The sequence below is a fragment of the Streptomyces sp. NPDC052107 genome (genome assembly GCF_040680215.1).
Classification (GTDB): domain Bacteria; phylum Actinomycetota; class Actinomycetes; order Streptomycetales; family Streptomycetaceae; genus Streptomyces.
The window spans coordinates 119981-143380 of the sequence record NZ_JBFAWG010000015.1 but is presented as its reverse complement, the minus strand read 5'-3'; the positions used below and the strand labels follow the sequence as shown (position 1 = coordinate 143380).

General features: G+C 70.0%; 21 protein-coding genes and 5 pseudogenes. 12 read left to right on the top strand and 14 right to left on the bottom strand.

What is annotated here, in order from left to right:
- Together pstC and AB0M27_RS19355 are read right to left on the bottom strand one after the other, a co-directional pair.
- Positions 1-1062: a phosphate ABC transporter permease subunit PstC gene (pstC, locus tag AB0M27_RS19360; RefSeq protein WP_365723062.1), complete on the bottom strand. Its 1062-nt coding sequence runs from the start codon at positions 1060-1062 to the stop codon at positions 1-3.
- Between the two features lie 167 nt (positions 1063-1229).
- The gene (locus AB0M27_RS19355) at positions 1230-1853 is read right to left on the bottom strand and encodes an ABATE domain-containing protein (protein WP_365723061.1); all 624 of its coding nucleotides are present in this window, start codon (positions 1851-1853) and stop codon (positions 1230-1232) included.
- A 98-nt stretch (positions 1854-1951) separates the two neighbouring features.
- Here AB0M27_RS19355 and AB0M27_RS19350 point away from each other — a divergent pair, with 98 nt between their 5' ends.
- Positions 1952-2785 (top strand): MBL fold metallo-hydrolase, encoded by an 834-nt coding sequence (locus AB0M27_RS19350; protein ID WP_365723060.1) that lies wholly within the window; start codon positions 1952-1954, stop codon positions 2783-2785.
- Between the two features lie 12 nt (positions 2786-2797).
- Here AB0M27_RS19350 and AB0M27_RS19345 read toward each other — a convergent pair whose 3' ends face one another.
- Positions 2798-3412: a TetR/AcrR family transcriptional regulator gene (locus AB0M27_RS19345; protein WP_365723059.1), complete on the bottom strand. Its 615-nt coding sequence runs from the start codon at positions 3410-3412 to the stop codon at positions 2798-2800.
- Positions 3413-3505: 93 nt separating this feature from the next.
- On the opposite strand from AB0M27_RS19345, the gene AB0M27_RS19340 reads away from it, so the two are divergent.
- Positions 3506-4105, top strand: coding sequence for a peroxiredoxin-like family protein (locus AB0M27_RS19340; protein ID WP_365723058.1), 600 nt, complete (start codon positions 3506-3508; stop codon positions 4103-4105).
- Positions 4106-4212: 107 nt separating this feature from the next.
- Here AB0M27_RS19340 and AB0M27_RS19335 read toward each other — a convergent pair whose 3' ends face one another.
- Positions 4213-5628 (bottom strand): MFS transporter, encoded by a 1416-nt coding sequence (locus AB0M27_RS19335; RefSeq protein ID WP_365723057.1) that lies wholly within the window; start codon positions 5626-5628, stop codon positions 4213-4215.
- Between the two features lie 227 nt (positions 5629-5855).
- Between AB0M27_RS19335 and AB0M27_RS19330 the strand changes: the two genes are divergently transcribed.
- Complete coding sequence (locus AB0M27_RS19330; RefSeq protein ID WP_365723056.1) at positions 5856-6746, top strand: helix-turn-helix transcriptional regulator; 891 nt, start codon at positions 5856-5858, stop codon at positions 6744-6746.
- A 76-nt stretch (positions 6747-6822) separates the two neighbouring features.
- On the opposite strand, the pseudogene AB0M27_RS19325 reads toward AB0M27_RS19330, so the two are convergent.
- Positions 6823-7212: pseudogene (locus AB0M27_RS19325) on the bottom strand (LysR substrate-binding domain-containing protein); the annotation flags it as partial.
- 1 nt (position 7213) lies between these two features.
- Between AB0M27_RS19325 and AB0M27_RS19320 the strand changes: the two are divergent.
- Positions 7214-7410: pseudogene (locus tag AB0M27_RS19320) on the top strand (hypothetical protein); the annotation flags it as partial.
- Between the two features lie 130 nt (positions 7411-7540).
- Here the strand turns inward: AB0M27_RS19320 and AB0M27_RS19315 are convergent.
- Both AB0M27_RS19315 and AB0M27_RS19310 read right to left on the bottom strand, forming a co-directional pair.
- Positions 7541-8719, bottom strand: coding sequence for an SPFH domain-containing protein (locus AB0M27_RS19315; protein ID WP_365723055.1), 1179 nt, complete (start codon positions 8717-8719; stop codon positions 7541-7543).
- 11 nt (positions 8720-8730) lie between these two features.
- Positions 8731-8982 carry a hypothetical protein gene (locus tag AB0M27_RS19310; RefSeq protein ID WP_365723054.1) on the bottom strand — a complete coding sequence of 84 codons (252 nt, stop codon included), beginning with the start codon at positions 8980-8982 and terminating at the stop codon, positions 8731-8733.
- A gap of 118 nt (positions 8983-9100) precedes the next feature.
- Between AB0M27_RS19310 and AB0M27_RS19305 the strand changes: the two genes are divergently transcribed.
- Positions 9101-9562, top strand: coding sequence for an NUDIX hydrolase (locus AB0M27_RS19305; protein ID WP_365723053.1), 462 nt, complete (start codon positions 9101-9103; stop codon positions 9560-9562).
- A gap of 15 nt (positions 9563-9577) precedes the next feature.
- Here the strand turns inward: AB0M27_RS19305 and AB0M27_RS19300 are convergent, their stop codons facing one another.
- Positions 9578-10072 (bottom strand): PaaI family thioesterase, encoded by a 495-nt coding sequence (locus AB0M27_RS19300; protein WP_365723100.1) that lies wholly within the window; start codon positions 10070-10072, stop codon positions 9578-9580.
- A 289-nt stretch (positions 10073-10361) separates the two neighbouring features.
- Entirely contained in the window at positions 10362-10853 is a 492-nt protein-coding gene (locus tag AB0M27_RS19295; protein ID WP_365723052.1) for a helix-turn-helix domain-containing protein, read from the bottom strand.
- A gap of 117 nt (positions 10854-10970) precedes the next feature.
- Here AB0M27_RS19295 and AB0M27_RS19290 point away from each other — a divergent pair, with 117 nt between their 5' ends.
- The 3 genes from AB0M27_RS19290 (at position 10971) to AB0M27_RS19280 (ending at position 14111) form a co-directional block, all read left to right on the top strand.
- Complete coding sequence (locus AB0M27_RS19290; protein ID WP_365723051.1) at positions 10971-11669, top strand: SDR family oxidoreductase; 699 nt, start codon at positions 10971-10973, stop codon at positions 11667-11669.
- A 12-nt stretch (positions 11670-11681) separates the two neighbouring features.
- On the top strand, positions 11682-13265 hold the full coding sequence (locus AB0M27_RS19285; RefSeq protein ID WP_365723050.1) for an MFS transporter: 1584 nt from the start codon (positions 11682-11684) through the stop codon (positions 13263-13265).
- A gap of 297 nt (positions 13266-13562) precedes the next feature.
- Positions 13563-14111, top strand: a complete 549-nt coding sequence (locus AB0M27_RS19280; RefSeq protein WP_365723049.1) for a DUF1062 domain-containing protein — start codon at positions 13563-13565, stop codon at positions 14109-14111.
- Between the two features lie 446 nt (positions 14112-14557).
- Here the strand turns inward: AB0M27_RS19280 and AB0M27_RS19275 are convergent, their stop codons facing one another.
- Positions 14558-15847, bottom strand: a complete 1290-nt coding sequence (locus AB0M27_RS19275; protein ID WP_365723048.1) for a polysaccharide deacetylase family protein — start codon at positions 15845-15847, stop codon at positions 14558-14560.
- Positions 15848-16694: 847 nt separating this feature from the next.
- On the opposite strand from AB0M27_RS19275, the gene AB0M27_RS19270 reads away from it, so the two are divergent.
- The 3 genes from AB0M27_RS19270 to AB0M27_RS19260 all read left to right on the top strand — a co-directional run bounded on the left by AB0M27_RS19270 (position 16695) and on the right by AB0M27_RS19260 (position 19601).
- Positions 16695-17954 (top strand): nucleotide sugar dehydrogenase, encoded by a 1260-nt coding sequence (locus AB0M27_RS19270; RefSeq protein ID WP_365723047.1) that lies wholly within the window; start codon positions 16695-16697, stop codon positions 17952-17954.
- Positions 17955-18120: 166 nt separating this feature from the next.
- On the top strand, positions 18121-18294 hold the full coding sequence (locus AB0M27_RS19265) for a hypothetical protein (protein WP_365723046.1): 174 nt from the start codon (positions 18121-18123) through the stop codon (positions 18292-18294).
- Positions 18295-18323: 29 nt separating this feature from the next.
- On the top strand, positions 18324-19601 hold the full coding sequence (locus AB0M27_RS19260; protein WP_365723045.1) for a glycosyltransferase: 1278 nt from the start codon (positions 18324-18326) through the stop codon (positions 19599-19601).
- Positions 19602-19704: 103 nt separating this feature from the next.
- Here the strand turns inward: AB0M27_RS19260 and AB0M27_RS19255 are convergent.
- The 4 genes and pseudogenes from AB0M27_RS19255 to AB0M27_RS19240 form a co-directional block, all read right to left on the bottom strand.
- Positions 19705-19989 (bottom strand): annotated as a pseudogene (locus AB0M27_RS19255) (restriction endonuclease); the annotation flags it as partial.
- A 336-nt stretch (positions 19990-20325) separates the two neighbouring features.
- A pseudogene (locus AB0M27_RS19250) lies at positions 20326-20690 on the bottom strand (NUDIX domain-containing protein); the annotation flags it as partial.
- Positions 20684-21070 (bottom strand): annotated as a pseudogene (locus tag AB0M27_RS19245) (tetratricopeptide repeat protein); the annotation flags it as partial. The pseudogenes AB0M27_RS19245 and AB0M27_RS19250, both read right to left, overlap by 7 nt.
- 13 nt (positions 21071-21083) lie before the next feature.
- Entirely contained in the window at positions 21084-21719 is a 636-nt protein-coding gene (locus AB0M27_RS19240) for a hypothetical protein (protein WP_365723044.1), read from the bottom strand.
- A 308-nt stretch (positions 21720-22027) separates the two neighbouring features.
- Between AB0M27_RS19240 and hemL the strand changes: the two genes are divergently transcribed.
- Positions 22028-23344 (top strand): glutamate-1-semialdehyde 2,1-aminomutase, encoded by a 1317-nt coding sequence (hemL, locus tag AB0M27_RS19235; protein ID WP_365723099.1) that lies wholly within the window; start codon positions 22028-22030, stop codon positions 23342-23344.
- Positions 23345-23400: the final 56 nt, after the last annotated feature.

Sequence of the window (23400 nt, the reverse complement as noted above, 5' to 3'; positions counted from 1 at the left end):
TCACGCCTCGCTCTGCGCGCCGGACCGGGAACGGGCCGCGATGGACGAGGCGGTGAAGTTGACCGCCAGGGTGAGCAGGAACAGGGCCAGGCCCGCCGCCATCAGCGCCGACATGCCGAAGGGCGACGCGTCGCCGTAGTGCAGGGCGATGAGGGACGAGACGGAGTTCGAGCCGGTCTGCAGGATGTGCCACTGGACGCGGAAGACCGGCGAGATGATCAGGTACACGGCGATGGTCTCGCCGAGCGCCCGGCCGAGCCCCAGCATCGTGCCGCCGATGATCCCGCCCTTGCCGTACGGCAGGACGACCGCCCGGATCATGCCCCAGCGGGTCGCGCCGAGCGCGTAGGCGCCCTCCCGCTCGCCGGCCGGGGCCTGCGCGAACACCTCGCGCATCACCGAGCACTGGATCGGCGCGACCATGAGGGCGACGACGATCCCGGCGACGAAGGTGGAGGCGGTGTAGACGCTCTCGGAGGCGAGCGGTTCGCCCGGCTGGGTGCCGTCCACCGTGAACAGCGGCATCCACCCGAACCAGTCGCTCAGCCAGCGCGACAGACCGATCACATGCTGCTGGAGGAAGAACAGCCCCCACAGCCCGTACACCACCGACGGAACGGCCGCCATCAGGTCGACCATCGTGACGAGGGTGCGCCGCAGCGGGCGCGGGGCCACGTCGGAGATGAACAGCGCGGTGCCCACGGCCAGGGGAACGGAGATCGTCACGGCGACGGCGGCGATCAGTACGGTGCCGGTGAGGACCGCGGCGATGCCGAACCGGTGGACGTCCGGCTGCCATTCGGCGGTGGTGAGGAACGCGAATCCCCGTGCGTGCAGCGCCTGCCCGGCCCTGAGCAACAGGAACAGGCCAATCGCCGCCATGATCGTGAGGACGGTCACGCCAGTGGCCGTCAACTGGTATCGGAAGAACCGGTCCCCGAGGCCGCGGGCGGCCAACCCCCGTTGTGGCGGGGGGCTTTCGGGATGCTTCGGCCCTTCAGGTCTGCTGGGCTCCGCTCTGCCGGATCCCTCTACCGCGGACACCACGTGTGGCCCCCTCATGCGACATGCAGCGACATGTAGCGACATGTGCGAGAACGGCGGTTCCCGCGCGGGGAGAGTCAATGGCCGGATGCTGTCGGTTCCGGTCGCCGTAGAAGGAGCGTCGGTGAACGGTTCATGTCATTTCAGTGGGGGAGGTGTGTGCATCCACCATGCTTCGGGTGTGCTCAGTCGCCCTGCGGCCGAGCCGTGCGGCGGGCGTAGGCGCGGGCCGCACGGGCGCGGTCGCCGCAGCGGGTGGAGCACCAGTGGCGGCGGCCGTGGCGGAGCAGGAAGCGGTTGCAGGGGGCCGAGCCGCAGGCGGTGAGACGGCCGGCGTCGGGGCCGGTGAGCAGGTCGGCGGCGTCGGCGGCGAGGGCGGCCAGGGCGTGTTCGACGATCTGGGTGGTGGGGTGGGCCGTGGCGCGGTACAGGCCGCGCTCGGGCGACCACTGCAGCAGCAGGGCCGCCGGGGCGAGGGTGAGGGCCTCGTTGACGGCGGCCAGGGCATCGGCGGGCGCGGGGCGGCCCTCGACGCGGGACGCGAGCAGAGGGCGGATCCGCTCACGCAGGGAGCGCAGCCGGCTCGCGCACGTCTCGCGCAGATCGGCCTCGGCCGGGGCGAGCCCGCGCTCCACCAGCCAGCGCTGGGCCGCGGAGGGCGTGTCGAGCAGGTCGACCCGCCCTCCGCCGGGTAGGACGATCGCGCTGTTGGCCAGGTCGAGGGCGCGATGCTGCGCGGCGCCGGGCGCGGGCGGCAGGAGAGCCCGCTCGGCGCTCTCCTCGGCGTCGGCGGGGGTCGCTGGGGTCACGGGGTTCACGGTTCTCATGGTACGGCTTGCCGTCATCCGTGAGACAGGCGTAGCGTCTCTCACGGATGCAAGTTCCCCTATCCGTGAGGTGAACCACCATGGCCGCCCGTTCCGCCGATTCCTCCGGTTCCGCCGAATTCGACGAGCAGTTTCCCGACTCCGGCGAGCAGATCCCCGTTTCCGGCGAGCAGATTCCCGTCCAGGTCCTCGGCGGCCCCACCGTCCTCATCGAGTACGGCGGACTCCGCTTCCTCACCGACCCCACCTTCGACGACCCCGGCGACTACCCGTCCCCCAGCGGCCGCACCCTCACCAAGACCGCCCCGCCCCGCACGAGCGCCGCCGCACTCGGCCCGGTGGACGTCGTCCTGCTCTCGCACGACCAGCACGCCGACAACCTCGACCACTCCGGCCGCGCCCTGCTCGCCGCCACCCCGCGCACCCTCACTACCCCGGCAGCGGCCGGCCGGCTCGGCGGCGGCACCGAGCCGCTCACCCCCTGGCAGTCCGTCGACCTGCCCCGCCCCGACGGCGGCACGGTCACCGTGACCGCCGCCCCGGCCCTGCACGGCCCCAAGGGCTCCGAGCCGCTCGTCGGCGAGGTCACCGGATTCCTGCTGACCTCCGCCGACCTGCCCAGCGTCTACGTAAGCGGCGACAACGCCTCCCTGGAGCTGGTCCAGGAGATCGCCGACCGGTACGCCCCCGTCGACACCGCCGTCCTCTTCGCCGGCGCGCCCAGGATGCCCGTCCTCGACGACGCCCTCCTCGTCCTCGACGGCAAGGGCACGGCCACCGCCGCCCGGCTGCTCGCCGCCCGCCGGGTGGTCCCGGCCCACTGCGACAGCTGGGCCCACTTCACCGAGTCCCGCGACGACGTGGTGGCGGCGTTCGAGCAGGCGGGTCTGGCGGACCGGCTGCAGCTGGACTGAACCGGAAGTCCCTCAGGGCTCCAGGCCGCGCAGCAGCACCGTGAGGCCGCCGAAGAACTCCCGCTCGACGCCGACCCGTCGGGCGTCTGCCGCGGTCCGGGCCATGAGCGGGAACTCCTCCGGATCCAGCGCGGAGATGGCCACCGTGCCCGCGCCCGACAGGGAGCCGAGCTGCGCCAGCTGCAGGGCGCCGTTGACGTAGGCGACCAGGCTGCGCAGAGCCACGACCCGGCGCTCGCCCGCGAAGCCCGCGTCCGTGAGGATGCCGAGCACCGTCTCCGACCAGCGCAGCACCGCGCGGGAGTGGTGCCGGTGGGCGACCGACAGCGGGATCACCGACGGATGCGTGCGCAGCGTGTCCCGCAACCGCCGCACCATCACCTCGACGCGCTCGCGCCACGGCAGGTCCGTCGGCGGCGCCTCGGTGTCGACCGCCCCGAGCACGAACTCCACGACCAGCCGCTCCAGTTCCTCGCGGTCGGCCACGTACCGGTAGAGCGCCATCGTGCTCATGCCGAGTTCCCTGGCGACCGTACGCATGGACAGCCCGGCCAGTCCGTCGCGGTCGAGGACGGCGAGCGCGGCGGAGGCCAGTCGGTCGGGGGTGAGGGAGCGGGATCGAGGCATGACGCTTGACAGCGTACGGCATACGCCTACGCTGGTAGGCGTACGACGTACGCCTACGCGTCCGTGCCGTGCCCACGAGGGAGGCAGTTGCCCATGTCCCCGTCCACGCCCCGGCGGCCGCCCGGCCCCGGCTCTCAGCTCGGCCCCCGCGCACTCACTCCCGTCTCCGGCCCGCCGCTCCCCGTGCCCGACCCGGACGGGCTGGTCCATCTCCAGTTCCGCCGCTTCGCGGGCTGCCCGGTCTGCAACCTGCACTTGCGGTCCTTCGTACGGCGGCACGCGGAGATCGAGGCCGCCGGCATCCGGGAGGTGGTCGTCTTCCACTCGCCCGCCGACGAACTGCGGCAGCACACGGCGGACCTGCCCTTCGCCGTCGTGGCCGACCCCGACAAGCGGCTGTACGTCGAGTTCGGCGTGGAGTCGGCACCCCGGGCACTGCTGGACCCACGGGTGTGGGGACCGATCGTGCGGGCGGTGCTCCGCAGCACCTGGGCGATACTGCGCGGCCGGGAACGCGGCCCGGCGTCCCGGCCGCACGGCGGCCGGTTCGGTCTCCCCGCCGATTTCCTGATCACCCCGGACGGCAGCGTGCTCGCCGCGAAGTACGGCGAGCACGCGTATGACCAGTGGGAGGTCGGGGAGTTGCTGGAGCTGGCGGGCGCGGTACGACGGACCGGTGCCGCCCGCGGCTGATGGGGCGCGGGGCCGTATCGATATGCGGCTCCGCCGCGTGGGTGCGACCAGCCACGACGCACCCGCAGCCGGGCTACTGCCGAACCCACCGAGACGGTCCCCGCCCCTCAGCGCACCCTCCGCCGCAGGAACACCCCGCTGGTCAGCGCGCCGAGCAGAACGAGGCCCGCGTTCACGGCGATCGCGGTCTTCAGTCCGGCAAGGACACCCGCGGCGCTCGTGCCGGTCATCGCGGCCGTGGCGACCGCGCTCATCACCGGCGTGCCCATCGTGATCCCGATCTGCTGGGTCATCGTGGCCAACCCGGTGGCCAGACCCTGCTCACCGTCGGCCAGACCGGACGTGGCGGTGACCATGAAGCCGACGATCACCAGCATGTTGCCCACGCCCCCGGCGAAGGTGGCCGCCGGCAGCAGCCAGAGCGAGGAGTGACCGGTGCCGAGGCCGAGCAGGGCCGCCGTGAACACGGTCTGGACAAGGCCCCCGCCGACGAGCGCGGCCGTCGCACCGGTCCGCCCGATGACCCGCGGAGCGATCGCGCCGCCGACGACCGTGCCGATGCCCAGCACACCGAACGACAGCCCGGCGGCCAGCGGAGAGAAGCCGAGCACCTCCTGGAGGTAGAGGGTCAGCAGGAACACCAGGGACGTCTCGGTGACGAACGCGATCAGACCGGCGACATTGCCCCAGGCCACCGTCCGCCTGCCGAGTACCCCGAGCGGCACCAGCGGCTCCGGCACCCGGCGTTCCACGGCCCGGAACACGAGCAGCAGGAGCACGCCGGTGGCCAGCGGCAGCAGGGCCGCGGGCGAGCCCCAGCCGTGTTCGCCGGCCTGGGTGAGACCGAGGACGACGGCCAGCAGGCCGAGCGTGACGGTGACGGCGCCCGGCACGTCCAGCCCCGGCCGCGTCTCGGGCCGGGACTCGGCGACGACGGCGGGCGCGACCAGCAGGACGGCGAGGGCGACCGGGACGTTGATGAAGAACGACCACCGCCAGGACAGCAGGTCCGTCAGCAGCCCGCCGAGGATCGCGCCGGTGGTGAAACCGGCCGACATCAGCGCACCGTTCAGACCCAGCGCCTTCTCCCGCAGCGGCCCCTCGGGGAAGGAGGTGGTCAACAGCGACAGGCCCGCCGGGGTCACCGCGGCGGTGGCCAGGCCCTGGAAGACGCGAGCCGCGATCAGCACCTCGGGGCTCCGCGCCAGCCCGCCCGCCAGCGAGGCCGCGCCGAGGACCACCAGCCCGCCGAGGAACAGCCGACGGCGTCCGAACAGGTCGGCGACCCGCCCGAACAGCAGGGTGAACCCGGCCGCGCACAGCGCGAACGCGGTGCCGATCCACTGCAGATGCGCCAGCGAGAAGCCCAGCCCCGTGCCGATCACCGGCAGCGCCACGTTCAGGATCGAGAAGTCCACGGCCAGCATGAACTGGGCCGCGAGCAGCACCACCAGCACCAGACGGAGGCGGGCGGTGAGAACGGCGGGGGCGGTGCCCGCCCGTTGCTCGGCAAGGGTGGACATGACGGTGGTCCTTTCTCCGACAGGTGGTTGCGGAGAAAGAGGCTCGTCCGGTCCCGGCGGCCCAGCCAGAACCGTCCGCTGACGGGCCGGCGTGAGGGTGGTCATCGCATGACCACCCTCACGCCTCCCGCCCGCCCGTCCCGGCGGGCATGATGGGGGACGGCCGCACCGAGGCCGCCGCGACCCACCCCGCACGACCACGGGCGCCCGACATCCGGGAGGCACCGATGGACGCCCCGTCCGAGCTGGGGGACTTCCTCAAGTCCCGTCGGGCCGCGCTGCGGCCGCAGGACGTCGGACTCGCGACCCCGCCGACCCGCCGCCGGGTCGCCGGCCTGCGCCGTGAGGAGCTGGCCCTGCTCGCCGGCGTCAGCATCACCCACTACACCCGCCTCGAACAGGGCCGCGCGGCCGGTGTGTCCGACTCCGTGCTGGAGGCGATCGCCCGCACCCTGCGGCTCGGCGAGGACGAGACCGCCCACCTCAAGGACCTGGCCCGCCCCACCGGCGGCCGCCGCCCCGCCGTACCCCGTGCGGAACAGGCGACCCCCTCGGCCCGTCAGCTGCTCGGCGCCATGACGGACGTACCCGCGCTCGTCCTGGACCGGCGTGGTGACGTCCTCGCCTGGAACCGGCTGGGCCACGCCCTGCTCGCCCCGCATCTGCCCTGGCAGGCCCCGGACACCCCCGGCGAGCGCCCCAACCTGATCCGGATGCTGTTCCTGGACGAGCGGTACCGGGACCTGTACACCGACCGGAAGGAGGAGGCCCTGCTCGCGGTCGCCTCCCTGCGCCTGGTCGCGGGCCGGCACTCCGACGATCGTGCCCTGGCCGAACTGATCGGCCAACTGTCCATCCGGAGCGGCGAGTTCACCGCACTGTGGGCCCGGCATCCGGTCCGAACCTGCACCTCGGGCGTCAAGTCCCTGCACCATCCGGCGGTCGGCGCCCTGGAGTTGAGCTTCGAGAACCTGTGTCTGCCCGGGGCCTCGGGCCAACGCCTCATCGCCTACACGGCCGAGCCCGGCTCCCCGTCCGACGCGGCCCTGCGTCTGCTGGCCGGCACGGCGACCCCGCGCCCCCCGGCCACACGGCCGGTCGCGGAGGGTGCTGTGTAGACACAGGGGCCGCGCGACCGCACCCTACCGCAGCGGCCCGGCCGGTCGACCGCCTCCCCGGGCCTGCTTCAGGGCTTCAGGACCGTGCCGGCGGCTGTCTGACCCCGAGAACATCGAGCATCGCCCGGGTCGCCGTGCTCGGGTCGAAGCGGCTCCAGGCCAGATACTCCAGGCGGCGGGGCCCGTCGACCACCGGGACCAGGGCCAGGCGGGGATCGTCCTTAGCGAGCGGCCGGATGAACGCCGACGGCAGCAGGGCGATCCCGAGCCGACGCCCGACCAGCCGGGTGATCAGCTCCACGACGCCCGCCTCGTACGCGACGTCACGGGACAGTCCCGCGGCGGCGAACGCCTGGTCGGACTGGGCGCGGGCGGGCGTCCCGGCCACGAAGTCCACGAAGGTCTCGCCGGCGATCTCCGCCAGCGTGACCCGGGAGGCGCCCGCCAGCCGGTGCCCCGTCGGCACCGGCGCCGACTGGGTCCACCTCAGCCCACCGGCCGTACTGGAACCCGGCGAACGCACGGGCCGCTACCGGCGCGCACCGACACCTTGCTCCTCGGCGCCGACGGGGAATCCCGCATCAGCGCCGAGGACTTGGCCGTAGCCGTGCTGGGTGAGTTGGAATGCCCGGGGCCGGACCGCCACATCACGGTCGTACATCAACGCCCCGAACATCAGCGCCCCGAAGGGGCGCGGGGCTGTGTTCGACATGCGGCTACCGCCGCGTGGGCGCGACCAGCCACAACGGCGCGGCAGACGAACGACGGCCCCCCCGGCCGAACCAGCGGAGCGCCTAGTCGACGTCCACCGGACCGTCGTCCGACTTCCGCTCCTTCCCGGAGTGCAGCTGGAGCAGACTGTTGACGTCGCCCCTGGTGCCCTGGCCGTCCTTGTCCTGGCCCAGGCCCTGCCGGACCGAGTCGAGGATCGTCAGGCCCTGGGACACCAGGCCGGCGGCGATCTCGCCGAGGCCGTCCGCGCCGTTCAGGACGTTGACGTTGGCGCCGGACAGACCGCCGGCGGCCTCCTTCACGATCTGCGGGAGCTGGTCGATGAGCATCCGGTCGAGCGCGACCCGGTCGTAGGAGGCCGCGGCCTCCGCCTGGATCTTCATGCGCTGGGCCTCGGCGGCGGCGAGGATCCTGACCCGCTCGGCCTCGGCCTCGGCGGGCTTGACGACCTCGGCCACCAGCTGCTGCTGGCGCAACTTCGCCTGGCGCTGGGCCAGTTCCGTCTGGGCGGCCAGCACCTCCTGCTGGGCGTGGGCCTGCGCCAGCGGTCCGGCCTGCGCGGCCTGCGCCTGGGCGCGGTCCACCTCGGCCGAGTACTCGGCCTTGACGATGGCGGTCTGCCGGGCGTACTCGGCCTGCTTGCGGGCCGCCTCCTGCTCCGCCTCGACCGCGGCCTGGGTGGCCTGGGCCTGGGCGATCTGGGCCTGCCGCTGGATCGCCGCCTTGTGCGGGGCGGACATCGCGTCGATGTAGCCGGTGTCGCCGTCGTCGATGGACTGGATCTGCAGCGAGTCCACGATCAGGCCGATCTTGGCCATCTCCGTCTTGGAGGTGTCCAGGACCTCGGCGGCCAGCTTCTGCCGCTCGGTGACGATCTCCTCGACCGTCATCGAGCCGATGATGGCCCGCAGGTGGCCGGCGAAGATCCGGCCGGTGAGCACGGACATCTGCTCCTGGTCGGAGAGGAAGCGCTGGCCGGCGTTGATGATGCTCTCGTGGTCGTTGCCGACCTTGAAAGCGATGACCGCGCGGACGTGCAGCGAGATGCCCTGCTTGGTCACACAGGTCTCGGTGACCTCGGCCTCACACATGGAGAGGGTGAGGAAACGGACCTTTCGAAAGATCGGGAGCACGAACTTTCCGTGGCCCGTGACCACGCGGAACGGAGCGCCCCCCAGTCCCCTCCGGCCTCCCGAGATCAACATCGCCTCGTCGGGAGCGGGAACGCGGTATCCGAACATACCTGTACTCCTCAGCTTGCGCCGGCGGCATCTCCGCCGAGCGCGTCCAGTGGATCCACCCACTCGATGACGCCGACCTCGCGGCATCCCCGTGATTCGATCACGAGGACCGTGGCGCCCGCGGGCAGGGGATCCTCGGACCAGGCCAGAAACGTTTCGGAGCCACCTCGAACCCGCACGAGGACCTCCCCGGGACCCGCGGATCCCCGCGTCCCGATGAGCACCTTGCCCGTACAGCCGACCACGGCCTCGTCCTGCGGCATCACCGGCCGTCCTCCTCGTTCTGACCTGAGAATTCCGACGATAGACCGACCGGGGCCGGTTCCCAACGGGTGGGAGGCGGCAGTGTTCCGGTCTGCCTTCCCGGCGACACTGGACACCGTGCCGTACACGCCACCGCTCTGGCCGGTCTCCGTGAAAGGCGTCGCGCTCGACGTGCGCGATCGCGTGCTCCTGCTGCGCAACGAACGCGACGAGTGGGAGCTGCCCGGGGGCCGCCTGGAGACCGGCACCGACGACGGGTCACAACCGCCGGACACCGGTCCCGAGGCGGCCCTGGAGCGCGAGATCCGGGAGGAGACCGGCTGGGAGGTCGAGGCCGGTCCGCTCCTCGACGGCGGCGTGTGGATCCATGAGCCCGTCCCCGGACGGCGCGTACTGATCGTGACCTACGGCTGCACCGTGCTGACCCCGGAACGGCCGCCGGCCGTCAGTCACGAGCACCGGCAGGCGGGACTGTTCACCAGGCACGAGGTATCGCACCTGACCATGCCCGACGGCTACAAGCGGTCCATCGCCGCCTGGTACGCCCTCAGGCCCACCGGTGGCGCCCTGCTCCGCTGACGGGCTGCAGGGTGCTCAGCGGGCCTGGACCGGGAAGAGCATGCAGCTGCTGGTGGCGTGGGCCAGCAGCCGGTCGTCGGAGTCGCGGAGCTCCGCCTGGGCGAGGGCGGTGCGGCGGCCGCTGTTGAGGACGGTGCCGATGGCGCGGACCTTGCCGGTGTCGACGGTGATCGGGCGCAGGAACTTCAGGGTCAGGTCGATCGAGGTGTAACCCGTGCCCTGGGGCAGCACTGACTGCACCGCGCAGCCGGCCGCCGAGTCGAGGAGCGTGGCGTAGACGCCGCCGTGGACGCTTCCGATCGGGTTGTAGTGCTCCTCGCCCGGCACCAGTACGAAGACCGCCCGGCCGTACTCGGCCTCCTCCAGGGTGAAGCCCAGGGTGGCGGCGATCGGAGGGGCGGGCAGGCGCCCGGCCAGGATCTCGCGCAGGAAGTCGAGACCGCTGTGGTGAGCGACCGCGTCGGCGGAAATGGCGGGGTCTTCCCAGCCGAACACACGTGACCTGTGTATTTCCGCTCCTGCCTCGCCGGTCGCGCCGGTGATCAGGGACTTCTTCGATGTGTCGGACATGGGGGGCAGCTCCTCGGGAGCGTGTGAGTCGGTGTGGCGTGCCGGTGGTCGATGGCGGGGGCGGGTCAGCCCTGCTGGATCGTGCCGGTGGTCGATGGCGGGGGCGGGTCAGCCCTGCTGGATCGTGCCGGTGGTCGATGGCGGAGGCGGGTCAGCCCTGCTGGATCGTGCCGGTGGTCGATGGCGGGGCGGGCCGCTCCTGCTGGATCGGGCCTCGCCGCCGCCGGGTTCAGGGGCTGTCCGGGCCGACGCGGATGAGGCCCGGGCCGGCGTCGACGAACGTGCCACCGATCGGCACGTCGTGGCCGTCCTCGCAGCGGAGCGCCACGTGCACCGGGGCGCCGCAGTTCTCGTGGCGTACGACCACGGGGGGTCCCTGTTCGTCGGAGGCCCAGGTGTCGCCCCACTGCCGCAGCGCCGAGAGGACGGGCAACAAGTCCCGCCCCTTCTCGGTCAGTTGATAGGCGTACCGGGTCCGCTGGCCGGGTTCCTGGTAGGGGACGCGCTCCAGCAGACCGGCGGCGGTGAGTTCCTTCAGGCGCGTCGAGGCGGCGGGTTCGCCGATGCCCACACGCTTGGCGAAGTCGTCGAACCGGCGTGTGCCGAAGAACGCCTCGCGCATGATCAGCAGCGCTGTCCTGGTGCCGACGACCTCAAGGGTCCTGGCGATGGAGCAGTTGGCCATGGACCAGGCGTCCCGTTCCTTCAGCAGATCGTTCATCTCTCAGCCCTCCACCTGGCTTGCCCCTTCCAAAGTCAGCCTATAACGTCGTAGCTAACTTCTGAAAAGGTTAGTCAGCTGGGGTGTGCGCATCCCGGGCATCCCAAGGGAAAAATCATGGACATCAGCACAGCAACCGCCCTGGTCACCGGAGCCAACCGCGGGCTCGGCAGGGCCCTCGCCCAGGAACTGGTCGCGCGCGGTGCCACGGTCTACGGGGCGGCCCGCCGACCGGACCAGATCGATCTGCCCGGTGTGAAGGCGATCCGGATCGACGTCACCGACCCCGCCTCCGTCACCGCGGCCGCCGAGGAGGCCGGTGACATCACCGTGCTGATCAACAACGCGGGCAGTTCCACGGGCGCCGATCTGCTGACCGGCAGCTGGGACGCCGTCCGCCTGGAGATGGAGACCCACTACCTGGGCACCCTCGGCATGATCCGGGCCTTCGCCCCGGTGATCGAGTCCCAGGGCGGAGGCGCCATCCTCAACATCCTGTCCGCGCTGTCCTGGCTCAGCATTCCCACCATCGGCGCCTACTCCGCGGCCAAGTCCGCGCAGTGGAGCCTGACCAACGCGGTGCGTCAGCAGCTCGCACCCCGGGGGATCACCGTGTCCGGACTCCACGTCGGCTACATGGACACCGACATGGCCCGCCACGTCACCGAGCCCAAGACCGGCCCGGCGGACGTCGCCCGTGCCGCCGTGGACGGCATCGCCGCCGGCGCACCCGAGATCGTCGTGGACGACCTCAGCCGCCAGATCCAGGCCGGCCTCTCCGGTGGCGTCGCCGCCCTCTACCCGCAGCTCGGCTGAGACGAGGACACCATGGCTTCCACTCCTTCCCCCGCCCCGGGCCGACTCAAGCCGGCCGACCGGCACACCGGTGTCCGGCTCTCCCCGAACCAGCCCTCCCGGACCGCCGCCACGGTCACGCTCATCGCCATGTGCCTGGGCGCGATGACGACCTTCCTGCTGATCACCGCATCGGTGTCGGCGCTGACGGCCATCCAGGACGACCTGCACGTCTCCCCGACCGGCCTGGTCTGGATCCCCTCCGCGTACACCCTGCTCGTGGCCAGCCTGGTGATGTCCGCGGGCACCATCGGCAACCTCTACGGCCGCAAGCGCGCCTTCGTCACCGGCGCCGCGGTCATGATCATCGGGTCGCTCATCGTCTACACCGCGGGTTCGGCGGGGGGCGTCGTCGCCGGCCAGCTCGTCTCCGGTGTCGGCGGCGCTCTCATCCTGCCCAACAGCCTGGCCATCCTGGGAGCCACGTTCCCCGACCCCCACCGGCGCACCGAAGTCGTGACCGTCTGGGCGGCCTCCTCCGGCATCGGGCTCGCCGCCGGTCCTCTGATCGCGGGCACACTGCTGGACCACTTCCACTGGAACACGGTCTTCCTGTCGACCGCCGTCCTCGCCGTGGTGACCATGGCCGCCGCCGTCTTCGTCGCCGAATCGCGCGGCCCCGAGGGCAGGCTCGACATCCCCGGCCAGGTTCTGGCCGTCCTGGGCATCGCCGCCCTCGTCTACGCCCTCATCGAAGGCGGGCACGACGGCTACACCAGTCCCCGCATCCTCGTCGCCTGGATCATCGCGGCCGCGGCCCTGACCGGTTTCGTCCTCGTCGAGCGCGCCGGCCGCACACCCATGCTGGACATCAGCCTGTTCCGGTCGGCGTCGTTCAGCGCGGTCATGTTCGTCGCGGCCGTCTCCCTGTTCGGCTTCACCGGGCTGGCCATCCTGTCGGTGCTCTTCTACGAGCGCGTCCAGCATCTGTCCGCCCTGGACGTGGGATGGCGGCTGCTGGTCTTCTTCGGTGTCTACGTCATCGTCAGCTACGCGACCGGACGCGTGATCCGCCGCACCGGCTTCAAGCTCCCGCTGACCCTGGGCTTCCTCATCGGAGCCGCCGCCACGGCCGGACTCACCACGCTGGATCCGACCACCCCGTATGCCCGGGTGTGGTGGCTGTACGCGCTCTTCGGAGCCGCAAGCGGGATGGTGGCCGCGCCGAGCACCGCCGCCGCCCTGGTCAGCGTCTCCCACGAACGCGCCGGCATGGCCTCCGGAGCCGTCAACGCCTTCCGCCAGGTCGGATCCGTCACCGGCTCCTCCCTCCTCGGCGCCCTCCTCGCCAGCCGCCTTCAGTCCCAACTGCCGAGCCGGCTCGCCGCTCACCACGTCCCCCAAGCGGCCTGGCCCGCCGTCGAACACGCCGTCTCCACGGGCACCAGCGGCCACCGAGCGACCCCAGCGAACGTGCCCGCCGCCGTCGGCGACGCCTTCACCTCCGGCGTCCATGCCGGCATGACCGTCATCACCGCCGTATTCCTCTGCGCCGCCCTCGCCTCAGCCCTTCTGATCCACAACCGACCGCACCACACCTCCGTCACGACGAACTGACGCGTGACGGGCGGTCAGCTGCGCCAGACGGTCTACTCGCACAACTCGCTTCTTTCGTCAGCCAGTTACCGCCGCCGACTGCCCGTTCGGACGACCAGGGCCTGTCGGTGAGGCGCTCGAAAACCAGTGGAGCAGCGCCGTTGCGCGCCATTACCGTGCTGCCGGACCAAGTCGTCTAGGCAAGGACGTTCTGTTGTACACCGTGTGAGACCTCCCGAGAGCTGATTCGTCGCGCGTCGCGCATGTGCGCCGCGCTGCTTCTTGCTGCGGATTTCTCACTGAAACCGGTGTACTTCTGTGCTCAATGACTGGGTGGTCATGCCCACCTGCCTGCCGACCGTTCTCCGCCGTTGCCACGCGTGCGCGTCCGAGCGCTTCCGGGCGAACGGTAAATTTCGCGTCAACGCAAACCACAAGCTCCTCGACGCCTGGCTCCTCGCGCTCTGTACCGCTTGCGGGGACACGGCGAAGCTCACGGTCCTGGAGCGGATGAACGTGCGCTCCGTACGACCTGAGCTGCTGGACCGGATGCATGACAACGACCCCGGCCTGGCAGCCGAGCTGCTCCAGGATCCGGTCGTGCGGCGCCGTAATCGCATCGCCCTCGACTGGGACAACGCCTGGCGCCTCGACACCGGCGGATCGGATCACCTGGATCGCGAGGTGATCGACGTCTCGGTCCGCTTCGCGGCGCGGATCCCCGTCCGGCCGGTGCGTCTGATCGCTGAAGGCTGCGGTCTTTCGCGGGCCGAGGTCGAGAGACTGATCACCGAGGGGAAGGCCGTGTCGGCAGTCCGGCTGAGCGGCAAGCTCTCCGGCGACTTCACCTTCACGCTCAAGCGCTAGCCCTCCTCGGCACCAGGGGCCCGTCCGGCAAGATCCGCCGGGCGGGCCCCTGGCCCGAAGCCGATCGGTGCGGGGTTCGGATCCCGCAAGGGCGCGGAGGCGGGGCGAAATGGGCCCTGGCCACCTGACGGCCCCTCTCCGGCACCAAAAACGGCGAGGCCCGAAGACCCCGCAAAACCCCAGCTCAGGGCCAAACAAGGCAATAAGGCTGATGCCCCGCCTCATGCAACCGATGGCTGAAGTCCTGCCACGTGCAGCCAATGGGATGGGTGGGACGCTGACCTGTGATTTCTCGGGGAAACGTGCGTTGACCTGCGGGAACTGCTCTCGGTAGTTCTCACCGGTCAACACCGTTTCCCAGGCTCATGTGCCCTGGATGTGCCCTGGCGGCCGGTCAGCGGAGGGGACCACGATCATCGCCGTGGGCCGATGGCGAGAGCGTCTCGCTACGCGTAGTGTTCCATCACCTCCCTGACTGTTGCCACGGGGATGTCCCGGTCGGAGATCGCCTTCATCAGTGCTGCCAGGCCGCTCTGGCTGATCTCGGTGCTGCTGCGCGGCCGTCCGGCAACGACCCGGTGCAGACACAGGATGAGCCAGTCGCCGTTGGCGGTGCAGCGGTCGAGCCTGCCGCCGGGGCTCGTCAGCCGTGGCAGAGCCGTGCCGCCGATGCCGTTGCCGTCGGTGATGCCCGTCAGGGCCTTCAGGCGGTACGGCATGGCCGGCGCGAATGATTCGGTGGTCTCGGAGATGATCGACCGGGCCGTGGTGAAGTGCCTGCCGGCGATGAGATCCACCGGTACCCCGTCGGTCGTCTTGCCGAAAGCGCCGTGCGGGTAGGCGAAGTGCTCGCTGGTGAAGCCGTTCGACACCAGCCACTCGCGCAGCCTGCGGAAGTCGTCGTCGACCTGTTGGGCGGACAGCTTGCCATAGCTCGCGGTGTGGGCGCTCGTCGCGTACGCGTGCCCCGCCATCTCCCAGCCGGAGTGGTCCTGCAACGACCGCATCTTGCCGAGCGTGAGGGAGCCGCCGGCACCGATGGTGTCTGCGATGTTGTAACTCGTCGCAGGAAATCCGTGGGGGTCCATCACGGGCCGCGCGAGATCGTGCACCGAAGTGTGGGAGTCGTCGAAGGTGACGGAGACGACTCCCTTGGGGAAGACGGACGAGGTGTCGGGGATCAACTCCACGGCCTGCAAGCGGTACGTCACCGGGCCCCCGCCACTGTCGTACACGGCGAACGACATGTCGGTGAAGCCCGTCTTGGTGGAAGGCGCCCCGGTCGGAGTGATCGAGTAGGCGCCGGCCGCTGAGGTGGCGTCGGCCCACTGAAGGTGGACCGTCACCCATTCCCCTGGCTGGACGTAGTTGGTGGCCGCCGCGGAGTGCGTGTGGAACTGCCAGACGAAGTAGTTGCTGAACGAGCCGGTCCCCACATAGAAGGCCAGCCTGGACAGGTGGGTGGTGTCCTCCACACGGAAGATCAGGCGGATCATCTTGCCGGAGAGGTTCAGCGCGGTCGTGCCGGTACTGCGGACGTAGGACTGCATGCCGCTGCCGTTGGTGGTCACCCGCACCGACTGGCTGCCGCGCGCGAACTCCCTTGTGTCGCTGAGGCTGGTGGAGGCGGTGCCCGCCCCGGCAGCCGTCCACCGGTGGCCCGACTGGAACTGCTGTGACCACACGGCCCGGCGGTACCGGGGGCGACGGCCGATGGTCGCGTCCGTATCAGACACGGTGGCGCCCCTCAGTAGTGCTTGCCCTGCCATGACTAGGCCGGACGCTCCTGCAAGGCGCAGAGCCGACCTTCGGTTGAAGGAGTGTGCGGTCATAACATGCCCCCATTACTCATCCTGACCCCCAACACCGACGAGGCGCCCTGGTCAGGTCGCACGCTCACGGCTCGTCGGCGTCCGGGAAGCGGCCGTGCCCGGTCGGCCAGTGAGCCAGGGCAGTGGTACAGGGGCGCGCGAAACGGCGCGCGGCCTCTGATCGTGCTTCAGCTCACTCGTGGCGATTTGGGAACAGCGCTTCCGTTTGAAGGACGCATATTGCAACCCTGACCAGGCACGAACAGAAAAGGAATTGTGAAGATCAATTGGAACGACTCTGACTCGGTCGCACCAAGGGATCGTAGGCCATTCAAGGCGCTGAGTAGCTTCAGGATGCGGGTGTTTACCGGGTGTTGAACGCCAACTCCCCTGATCACAAGCATGTTCGGCGGACGATAGGGGTGGCCTGCTGGATCTCGGAGGCGGTTCATAGGTATCGACTCGGTAAAGAGGGTTCCGCGCCGGGAAGGCTTATTGAATCCTTGAGGTCCACACATAGGGGGGAATTGTGAAGATCATCGTGCGTGTCTGGCATCGGACATGAGGTCCACAGACCCGCGACTGACGGTGGTGTAACGAAACCAGTGACTGCTCCGGCCCGACGGGGGGCTTCGCAGAGTCGCTGACACGCACCGGTTCATGCAGTACCCGACGCCGCGGTTGCCTGCTTCAGGAACAGGCAGCCGCATTTCAGGGGCGCCGTTTTCCGGTCTGCGCACGCCCGCGGACCGGCTCAAGGGGAGGAACCACCATGCACATCTGCGTGCTCGGGCAGGGCTACGTCGGCCTGCCCTTAGCTGTCAGTGCAGCCGAGGCCGGACACATCGTGACCGGCTACGAACCCGACCACGAGCGTTGCGGCAGGTTGTCTGCCGGCGTGTCGTACGTCGAGGACATCTCATCAACCCGCCTTCAGGACGTGCTGCGTTCGGGCGCCTACCGGCCCAGCTCGGATCCGAAGGACCTCAAGGGCTTCGACATCGCGGTCATCACCGTCCCGACACCACTGACCGACAGAGCCCCGGACCTCACCTGCGTGCGCGAGGCTGGGCGCGCGCTGGCCGGGTGGCTGGAGCCCGGGGCCACCGTGGTGCTTGAGTCCACCACGCACCCCGGCACCACCCGCGACGTCCTCATACCCCTGCTGGAGGAGGGCTCGGGCCTGATCGCGGGGCGAGACTTCCATGTCGGGTTCAGTCCCGAGCGCATCGATCCGGGCAACGCCGACTGGCGGCTGGAGAACACACCGAAGATCGTTTCTGGTCTCACCGATGCGTGCCTGCGGCGTGTGAAGACCTTCTACGACTCGGTCACCGACGTCACCGTTCCGGCCTCCGGGCTGGAAGAGGCCGAACTGGCCAAGGTCTTCGAGAACACCTACCGGCACGTCAACATCGCGCTGGTCAACGAGCTGTCACGCATGGCTCACACACTCGGCGTGGACGTGTGGCACACCCTGGAACTGGCGGCGACCAAGCCGTTCGGCTTCACCAAGTTCCAGCCCGGCCCGGGCGTTGGCGGACACTGTCTGCCCATCGACCCCGTCTACCTCAGCCATCACGTCAAGGCACGGCACGGGCAGACCTTCCGGCTCATCGAACTGGCCCAGGAGATCAACGAGAGCCAGCCCGACTACGTGGTGCGTCGCCTGCAGGACGCGCTCAGCAGCCGCTTGCGTCGCAGCGTGCACGGGGCACGCATTCTCGCCCTCGGCGCGGCTTACAAGCCGGGTACGTCCGACGCCAGGCAGTCGCCGGCTGTCCAGGTCATCGACCGACTGCGGGCCATGGGCGCCGATGTCGTTGTCGTCGATCCGTATCTGCCCGACGACAGCCGCCGGTGCATCCCCTTCGCCGGAGCGCCGAGCGGCGAGAGCGTGGCCGACTTCGATGCCGTCGTCCTGCTCACACCGCATGCCGAATTCGACCTCGCCCAGCTCGCCGACGAGGCCGCCTACGTGCTCGACACCCGTGGCGTCATGGCACCCGCGCCGCACGTCGAGCGGCTCTGACGCACCCAGAGAACAGCAGCCCGGGCAAGCGGCGGCAAGCAGTCGTCGGTGGACTCACCGAACCACGGACGACGCAGGGCACGGAGCCCCCATTTCTCTCGCAGTGGACGGCTCCTGCCTGGGTCCATGCCCACGGCGCGTTCGAACCCTCGAAAAGGACGGAAACATGTACGGACACAACGGTGCGGGTGCCGCGATAGGTACCGCAGCAGGAGGAGCAGCACTGGCCGCCACCGGCGGCACGGGGCTGGGATGGATCGTCCTGGGAGCGATGCTCCTGGTGATCAGCGGCGCGGCGGTCTTCCGCCTGGCGACCCGCAGCAGGCGGGTGTCCGCTTGAGCACTGCATCACGGGCCAGATTCACCGTGGTGACCGCAGTGGTGGCGGCGGCCCTCGCCGCTGCCACCGTGGTGGTCCACCTTCAGTCGAAGAGCCCGATCCTGACGTTCTACTGGTGGCTGGGCATGGTCGTGATCCTGCTCTGCCTGCTCTCGTTCCTCAAGGGCCGCTCCTTCACCCACCTTCCGGTCGCCACCGGCCGGACGGTCGCGATCATCCCGGCCTTCGAGGAGCCCACGGAGAACCTGCACCGCACGGTGCGCTCGCTCCTGGCCCAGACACATCCCATCGACGAGATCCACGTGATCGACGACGGCTCCCGGCAGCATCCCGTGGAGCCCTTCGACCACCCCCGGGTGTTCTGGCACCGGCAGGACAACAAGGGCAAACGCGGAGCCCAGGTCACCGTGCTCCGGCACCTCCAGGCGGAGGGGAAGCGCTTCGACTTCGTCCTCACCATTGACTCGGACGGCGAGCCCTTCCCGGACGCCCTGGAGCAGCAGCTCCGCGCCATGAGCAACCCGAAGATCCAGGCCACCACAGGGATGATCTACATCCGTAACTTCGAGGAGACCTGGGTCTCCCGGGCCGCGGACATCGACATCGGCACGTCCTGCGTGATGATGCGTTCCTCACGCTCCATGCTCGGAGCCCTGGAGACCACATCGGGAGCACTGGCCCTCTACCGGGCCCAGTTGCTCTACGACCACCTGGACGCCTATGAGGTGGAGTGCGGTACAGGTGACGACCGGTGGCTCGCGCTGAGGGCCCTCATGCGCGGCGAGGTCGTGGCCGTCAACGAGGCCGGCGTGGTCACCGATATGCCGACCACCCTCCGCAAGACCTACCGTCAGCGGCTGCGCTGGGCCCGGTCCTGGTGGTGGATGCTGCCGTTCGTGTACTCACGGCTGTCCTTCAAGCAGCTCATATCACCGACGTTCGGTCTGCTGCAGCTCGTCATCACGCCGGTGATGCTTGCCTGGACCGTCGTCATGACAGTCCTGACCCTTGGCGGCCGGTACCACAACCCCGGTGTGGCTCTGGTGTATCTCGGCACATACATCGTCGTCCGGTACGGTCAAGCAGGTCTGTATGTGCTCATGCGGCCGGGCCTGACCACACGCCAACGCTGGCACTCATGGCTCGTCGGGACGCCCGCGGCCGTGTTCATGAACATCGTGCTGCTGTGCCCCACCCGCTACTGGGCACTGTTCAAGCTCCGCGACAACGCCTGGCAGTCGCGCGGGCTGACGGCCAAGACCGCCCTGCCGGGCGGGCGCCACCGCGCTCGTCCTCAGACGTCGTAAGCACGCACCAGCCCAGCGCACCGCCGGCACAACGTCGTGCGTGGAGCGCCCGCGATCGCTGGGCTGGTGCCGCCTTGCAAACGGTTGGCACAGGAGGAACCTGGCGTACCCCGCTTCCAGTGCTTCCCGGTCCGCGATCGGTGCGCACTTCCCATACGCCCTCGCTGACCAGGTGGTGGAAGGGGTAGGCGGGCGTCGTCTTGTCGGGTGGGCCGTACTCGGTCAGCAGGCGCTGCAGGTCGTGCTCCACCGCGGTGTCTCGCAGACCGCCGTCGGCGTCCTCCTGGAACCGGCCGAGGGCGTAAAGGAGCAGTAGCGGCTTGTGCGGAGCGCGTGTTCCACTCCTGGTCCACTGCCTCAGCTTCGCCATCCGCTCCAGCCAGTCCATGGCGGCTGATCGTAGACGGGCCCGCCCGCACACGTGTGGGCACTGCTCAGGACGGCGCATGCCTGGAAATAGGGCGCGGACACGCACACCTCACTTGCCGCAGCCGAGTACCTGGGACGGATCACGACAAGCGGGGGAGAGTCCTGCCGTCATCCGCGCCCAGGCAAGGAGAGGTTGGTACGAGAAGTGTCCTTGTAACGGCGGGGTGATCGATGCGGCTTGGATGGAGGCGTTCTGGAGCGACGAGTGCAGCAAGCAGCTCACCGCGGAAGAGGCTCCCCGTGGGAGCCGTGCGTGAAGTGCTGACCAACCAGCAGCGCGGCGGACCTCACGTGCTTACGTCCAGCCGTTCAGCGACACCTGAGGACCACCAGAGAAATATCGCTGCAGGGCGCTGGCAGTGGTGTCCACGAATTTCTCCGGGATGGCACCGGTGTCAACCCAGCAGACCTGGGCATGTTTGCGCGGCTCGTGGTTTTCCGGCCCGCCGGTCCATTCGTGGGCGACGAAGACGACGGTGAGGAAGCCGTTGGGCGCTTCAACACCCCAGGCGCCGTGGATGATGTGGGCGACCTTCAGGACCTCAGGCTTCACGGTCAGTCCGGTCTCCTCGTACAGCTCGCGTACGGCGGTCTCGGTGAGGGCTCGCCGGGTTCGCCCTTGCCGACGGGCAGGTCCCACATGCCCTGGGCAAACTTGGCTGGGGGCCGTCGTCACGTAGGAGTGCGTCTTCGGCGGCGAGCAGGGCGCGGGCTGCTGCGGGCTTCTCGCCTACGGCGGCGTAGGCGCGGGCGTGGGTGATGTGCAGCAGCGCCTCTGTCTGGCCGTCGACATTGCCGAGACCGCGCGTAAGTGCGCCTTCGACGAGGTCGACGCAGTGGTGGGGCTGCTTGAGACTGAGGGCCTGGTGGGCTAGGGCGCGCATCATCCAGGCGGCGTGACCGCGTGGGTCGGCTTCGCAGGCGAGTTGGTAACCGACCTGGGAGTTGCGCTGCGCTGCACCTTCCTGACCGAGGTCGTGGTGCTTCCACCCGGCGAGGTAGGCGAGTCGTAAGGCTTCGTTCGGGAAGCGTCCGCGAACACGAAACCCCAGCTCAGGGCCACACCAGGCAGTACGGCTGATGCCCCGCCTCATGCAGCCGGTGGCTGAAGTCCTGCCACTCGTGCAGCAGCTGGTACACGTTGAACGCGTCCCGCGGGCCACCCCGGTCCGGGACCGTCGACCAGATGAAGGCCGCCGCGCCGACCGCTTCCTCGCCGATGCCGCGCAGGGGGTCGACGACGGTCATGGGGAGCTTGACGACCGCGTAGTCGGGGTGGAGGACGACCAGTTCCAGGGGCGGGACCTTGTGCAGGGGGACGCCCTCGATGCCGGTCAGGACCATGGCGGCCATGGTCTCCGGCTTGATCTTGGTGAACATGCCGTTCATGCCCAGCTCGTCGCCGCCGAGTTCCTCGGGGCGCATCGAGATGGGGACACGGGCCGCGGTCGCGCCGTCCGGCGCGCCGAAGTATTTGTACGTCACCCCCACCCGACCACCATTCCTGCTCCCCGCCCGGAGGCGGTCTACCCGGCCTCGCTCGGGATCACCCGGTACACCCTGTGTCTGACGTGTGTCGCTCTGCCGTGTTTCGGTCGTTTCCTCCGCGTCGCGCCGGTGCCTTCCCCGCCGGGCACGTCGAGGACCCAGGTCCTCAGTCCCCTCGCCCAGTCCGCCACCGCGATGCATATCTCCACCCGACTGCTTTTCTAGGACGCGTGGCCCCCGCCGCGCAACCCGATCATCGTGTCAGTGACCTCCCCCACGGCCGCCCGCCGAAACGTGCGGTGGAACAACAGTCCACGGGTTCTTGTCCGGCCCCTGATCATTACGTGCGTAACAGCTGTGTGTATCAGGCCTCAGTCTCGCAGATGACTCGCGCGCGGCGCTGCGGACCGGAGGTCGGCCGCGGCAGGGCCGGGCCGCGGCCTACCCTGAGGAGGTCACCCAAGTCACCGGAGTCCGAGAAGCCGGAGAAGTCGCACGTCATGAGTGCCCTGAGCGAAACGCCCTATCCCTACGACGCGCCCGCCTCCCAGGCGCTCTTCGACCGCGCGTCCGCCGTCACGCCCGGCGGTGTGAACTCCCCGGTGCGCGCCTTCCGCGCCGTCGGCGGCACGCCCCGCTTCATGGTGTCCGGCCGCGGTCCGTACCTCACCGACGCCGATGGGCGGGAGTACGTCGACCTCGTGTGCTCGTGGGGGCCCATGATCCTCGGGCACGCGCACCCCGAGGTCATCGCCGCCGTTCAGGAGGCAGTCTCCCGCGGTACGTCCTTCGGCACGCCCGGTGAGGGCGAGGTCGCGCTCGCCGAGGAGATCGTCGCCCGGGTCGAGCCGGTGGAGCAGGTCCGGCTCGTCAGCAGCGGCACCGAGGCGACCATGTCCGCCATCCGGCTCGCCCGCGGGTTCACCCGGCGGTCCAAGGTGATCAAGTTCGCCGGCTGCTACCACGGGCATGTGGACTCCCTCCTCGCCGCCGCGGGGTCCGGTGTCGCGACCTTCGCGCTGCCCGACACCCCGGGCGTCACCGGCGCCCAGGCCGGGGACACGATCGTGCTGCCGTACAACGATCTGGAGGCCGTGCAGGAGGCCTTCCACCGGCACCCCGGCGAGATCGCGTGCGTGATCACCGAGGCCTCGCCCGGCAACATGGGCGTCGTGCCGCCGGAACCCGGGTTCAACCAGGGGCTCAGGGACGCCTGCCACAAGAACGGCGCCCTCTACATCTCCGACGAGGTCATGACCGGCTTCCGGACCAGCCGCGCCGGGTGGTACGGGGTCGACGGGGTCAAGCCCGACCTCATGACCTTCGGGAAGGTCATGGGTGGCGGGTTCCCGGCCGCCGCCTTCGGCGGGCGGGCCGATGTCATGGCCCACCTCGCCCCCGCGGGGCCCGTGTACCAGGCCGGCACGCTCTCCGGCAACCCGGTCGCCACCGCCGCCGGGCTCGCCCAGCTGCGGCTGCTCGACGACGCCGCGTACGAGACGGTCAACGCCGTGTCCGCGCAGATCCAGGCCCTCGTCACCGAGGCACTGAACAAGGAGGGGGTCGCGCACCGGCTGCAGACCGCCTCCAACATGTTCTCGGTGTTCTTCACGGACCGGCAGGTCCGCGACTACGAGGACGCCAAGCGGCAGGAGTCGTTCCGCTTCACTGCGTTCTTCCACTCGCTGCTGTCGAACGGCGTCTACCTGCCGCCGTCGTCCTTCGAGTCCTGGTTCGTGTCCACGGCCCACGACGAGCGGGCCATCCAGAAGATCGCCGACGCCCTCCCGGCGGCGGCCCGGGCGGCTGCGGAGGCCACCGCGTGAGCACCAGCATCAGCAACAGCGGCAGCGGCAGGGACAAGGACGTCACCGTCGTCCAT

Bases quoted from the DNA above. Each gene is read 5' to 3' on its own strand.
- AB0M27_RS19265 (WP_365723046.1), top strand. From the start codon at position 18,121: ATGTACGGACACAACGGTGCGGGTGCCGCGATAGGTACCGCAGCAGGA.
- AB0M27_RS19345 (WP_365723059.1), bottom strand. From the start codon at position 3,412: ATGCCTCGATCCCGCTCCCTCACCCCCGACCGACTGGCCTCCGCCGCG.
- AB0M27_RS19285 (WP_365723050.1), top strand. From the start codon at position 11,682: ATGGCTTCCACTCCTTCCCCCGCCCCGGGCCGACTCAAGCCGGCCGAC.
- AB0M27_RS19315 (WP_365723055.1), bottom strand. From the start codon at position 8,719: ATGTTCGGATACCGCGTTCCCGCTCCCGACGAGGCGATGTTGATCTCG.
- AB0M27_RS19340 (WP_365723058.1), top strand. From the start codon at position 3,506: ATGTCCCCGTCCACGCCCCGGCGGCCGCCCGGCCCCGGCTCTCAGCTC.
- AB0M27_RS19335 (WP_365723057.1), bottom strand. From the start codon at position 5,628: ATGTCCACCCTTGCCGAGCAACGGGCGGGCACCGCCCCCGCCGTTCTC.
- pstC (WP_365723062.1), bottom strand. From the start codon at position 1,062: ATGAGGGGGCCACACGTGGTGTCCGCGGTAGAGGGATCCGGCAGAGCG.
- AB0M27_RS19290 (WP_365723051.1), top strand. From the start codon at position 10,971: ATGGACATCAGCACAGCAACCGCCCTGGTCACCGGAGCCAACCGCGGG.
- AB0M27_RS19240 (WP_365723044.1), bottom strand. From the start codon at position 21,719: ATGCATCGCGGTGGCGGACTGGGCGAGGGGACTGAGGACCTGGGTCCT.
- AB0M27_RS19330 (WP_365723056.1), top strand. From the start codon at position 5,856: ATGGACGCCCCGTCCGAGCTGGGGGACTTCCTCAAGTCCCGTCGGGCC.
- AB0M27_RS19350 (WP_365723060.1), top strand. From the start codon at position 1,952: ATGGCCGCCCGTTCCGCCGATTCCTCCGGTTCCGCCGAATTCGACGAG.
- AB0M27_RS19295 (WP_365723052.1), bottom strand. From the start codon at position 10,853: ATGAACGATCTGCTGAAGGAACGGGACGCCTGGTCCATGGCCAACTGC.
- AB0M27_RS19270 (WP_365723047.1), top strand. From the start codon at position 16,695: ATGCACATCTGCGTGCTCGGGCAGGGCTACGTCGGCCTGCCCTTAGCT.
- AB0M27_RS19310 (WP_365723054.1), bottom strand. From the start codon at position 8,982: ATGCCGCAGGACGAGGCCGTGGTCGGCTGTACGGGCAAGGTGCTCATC.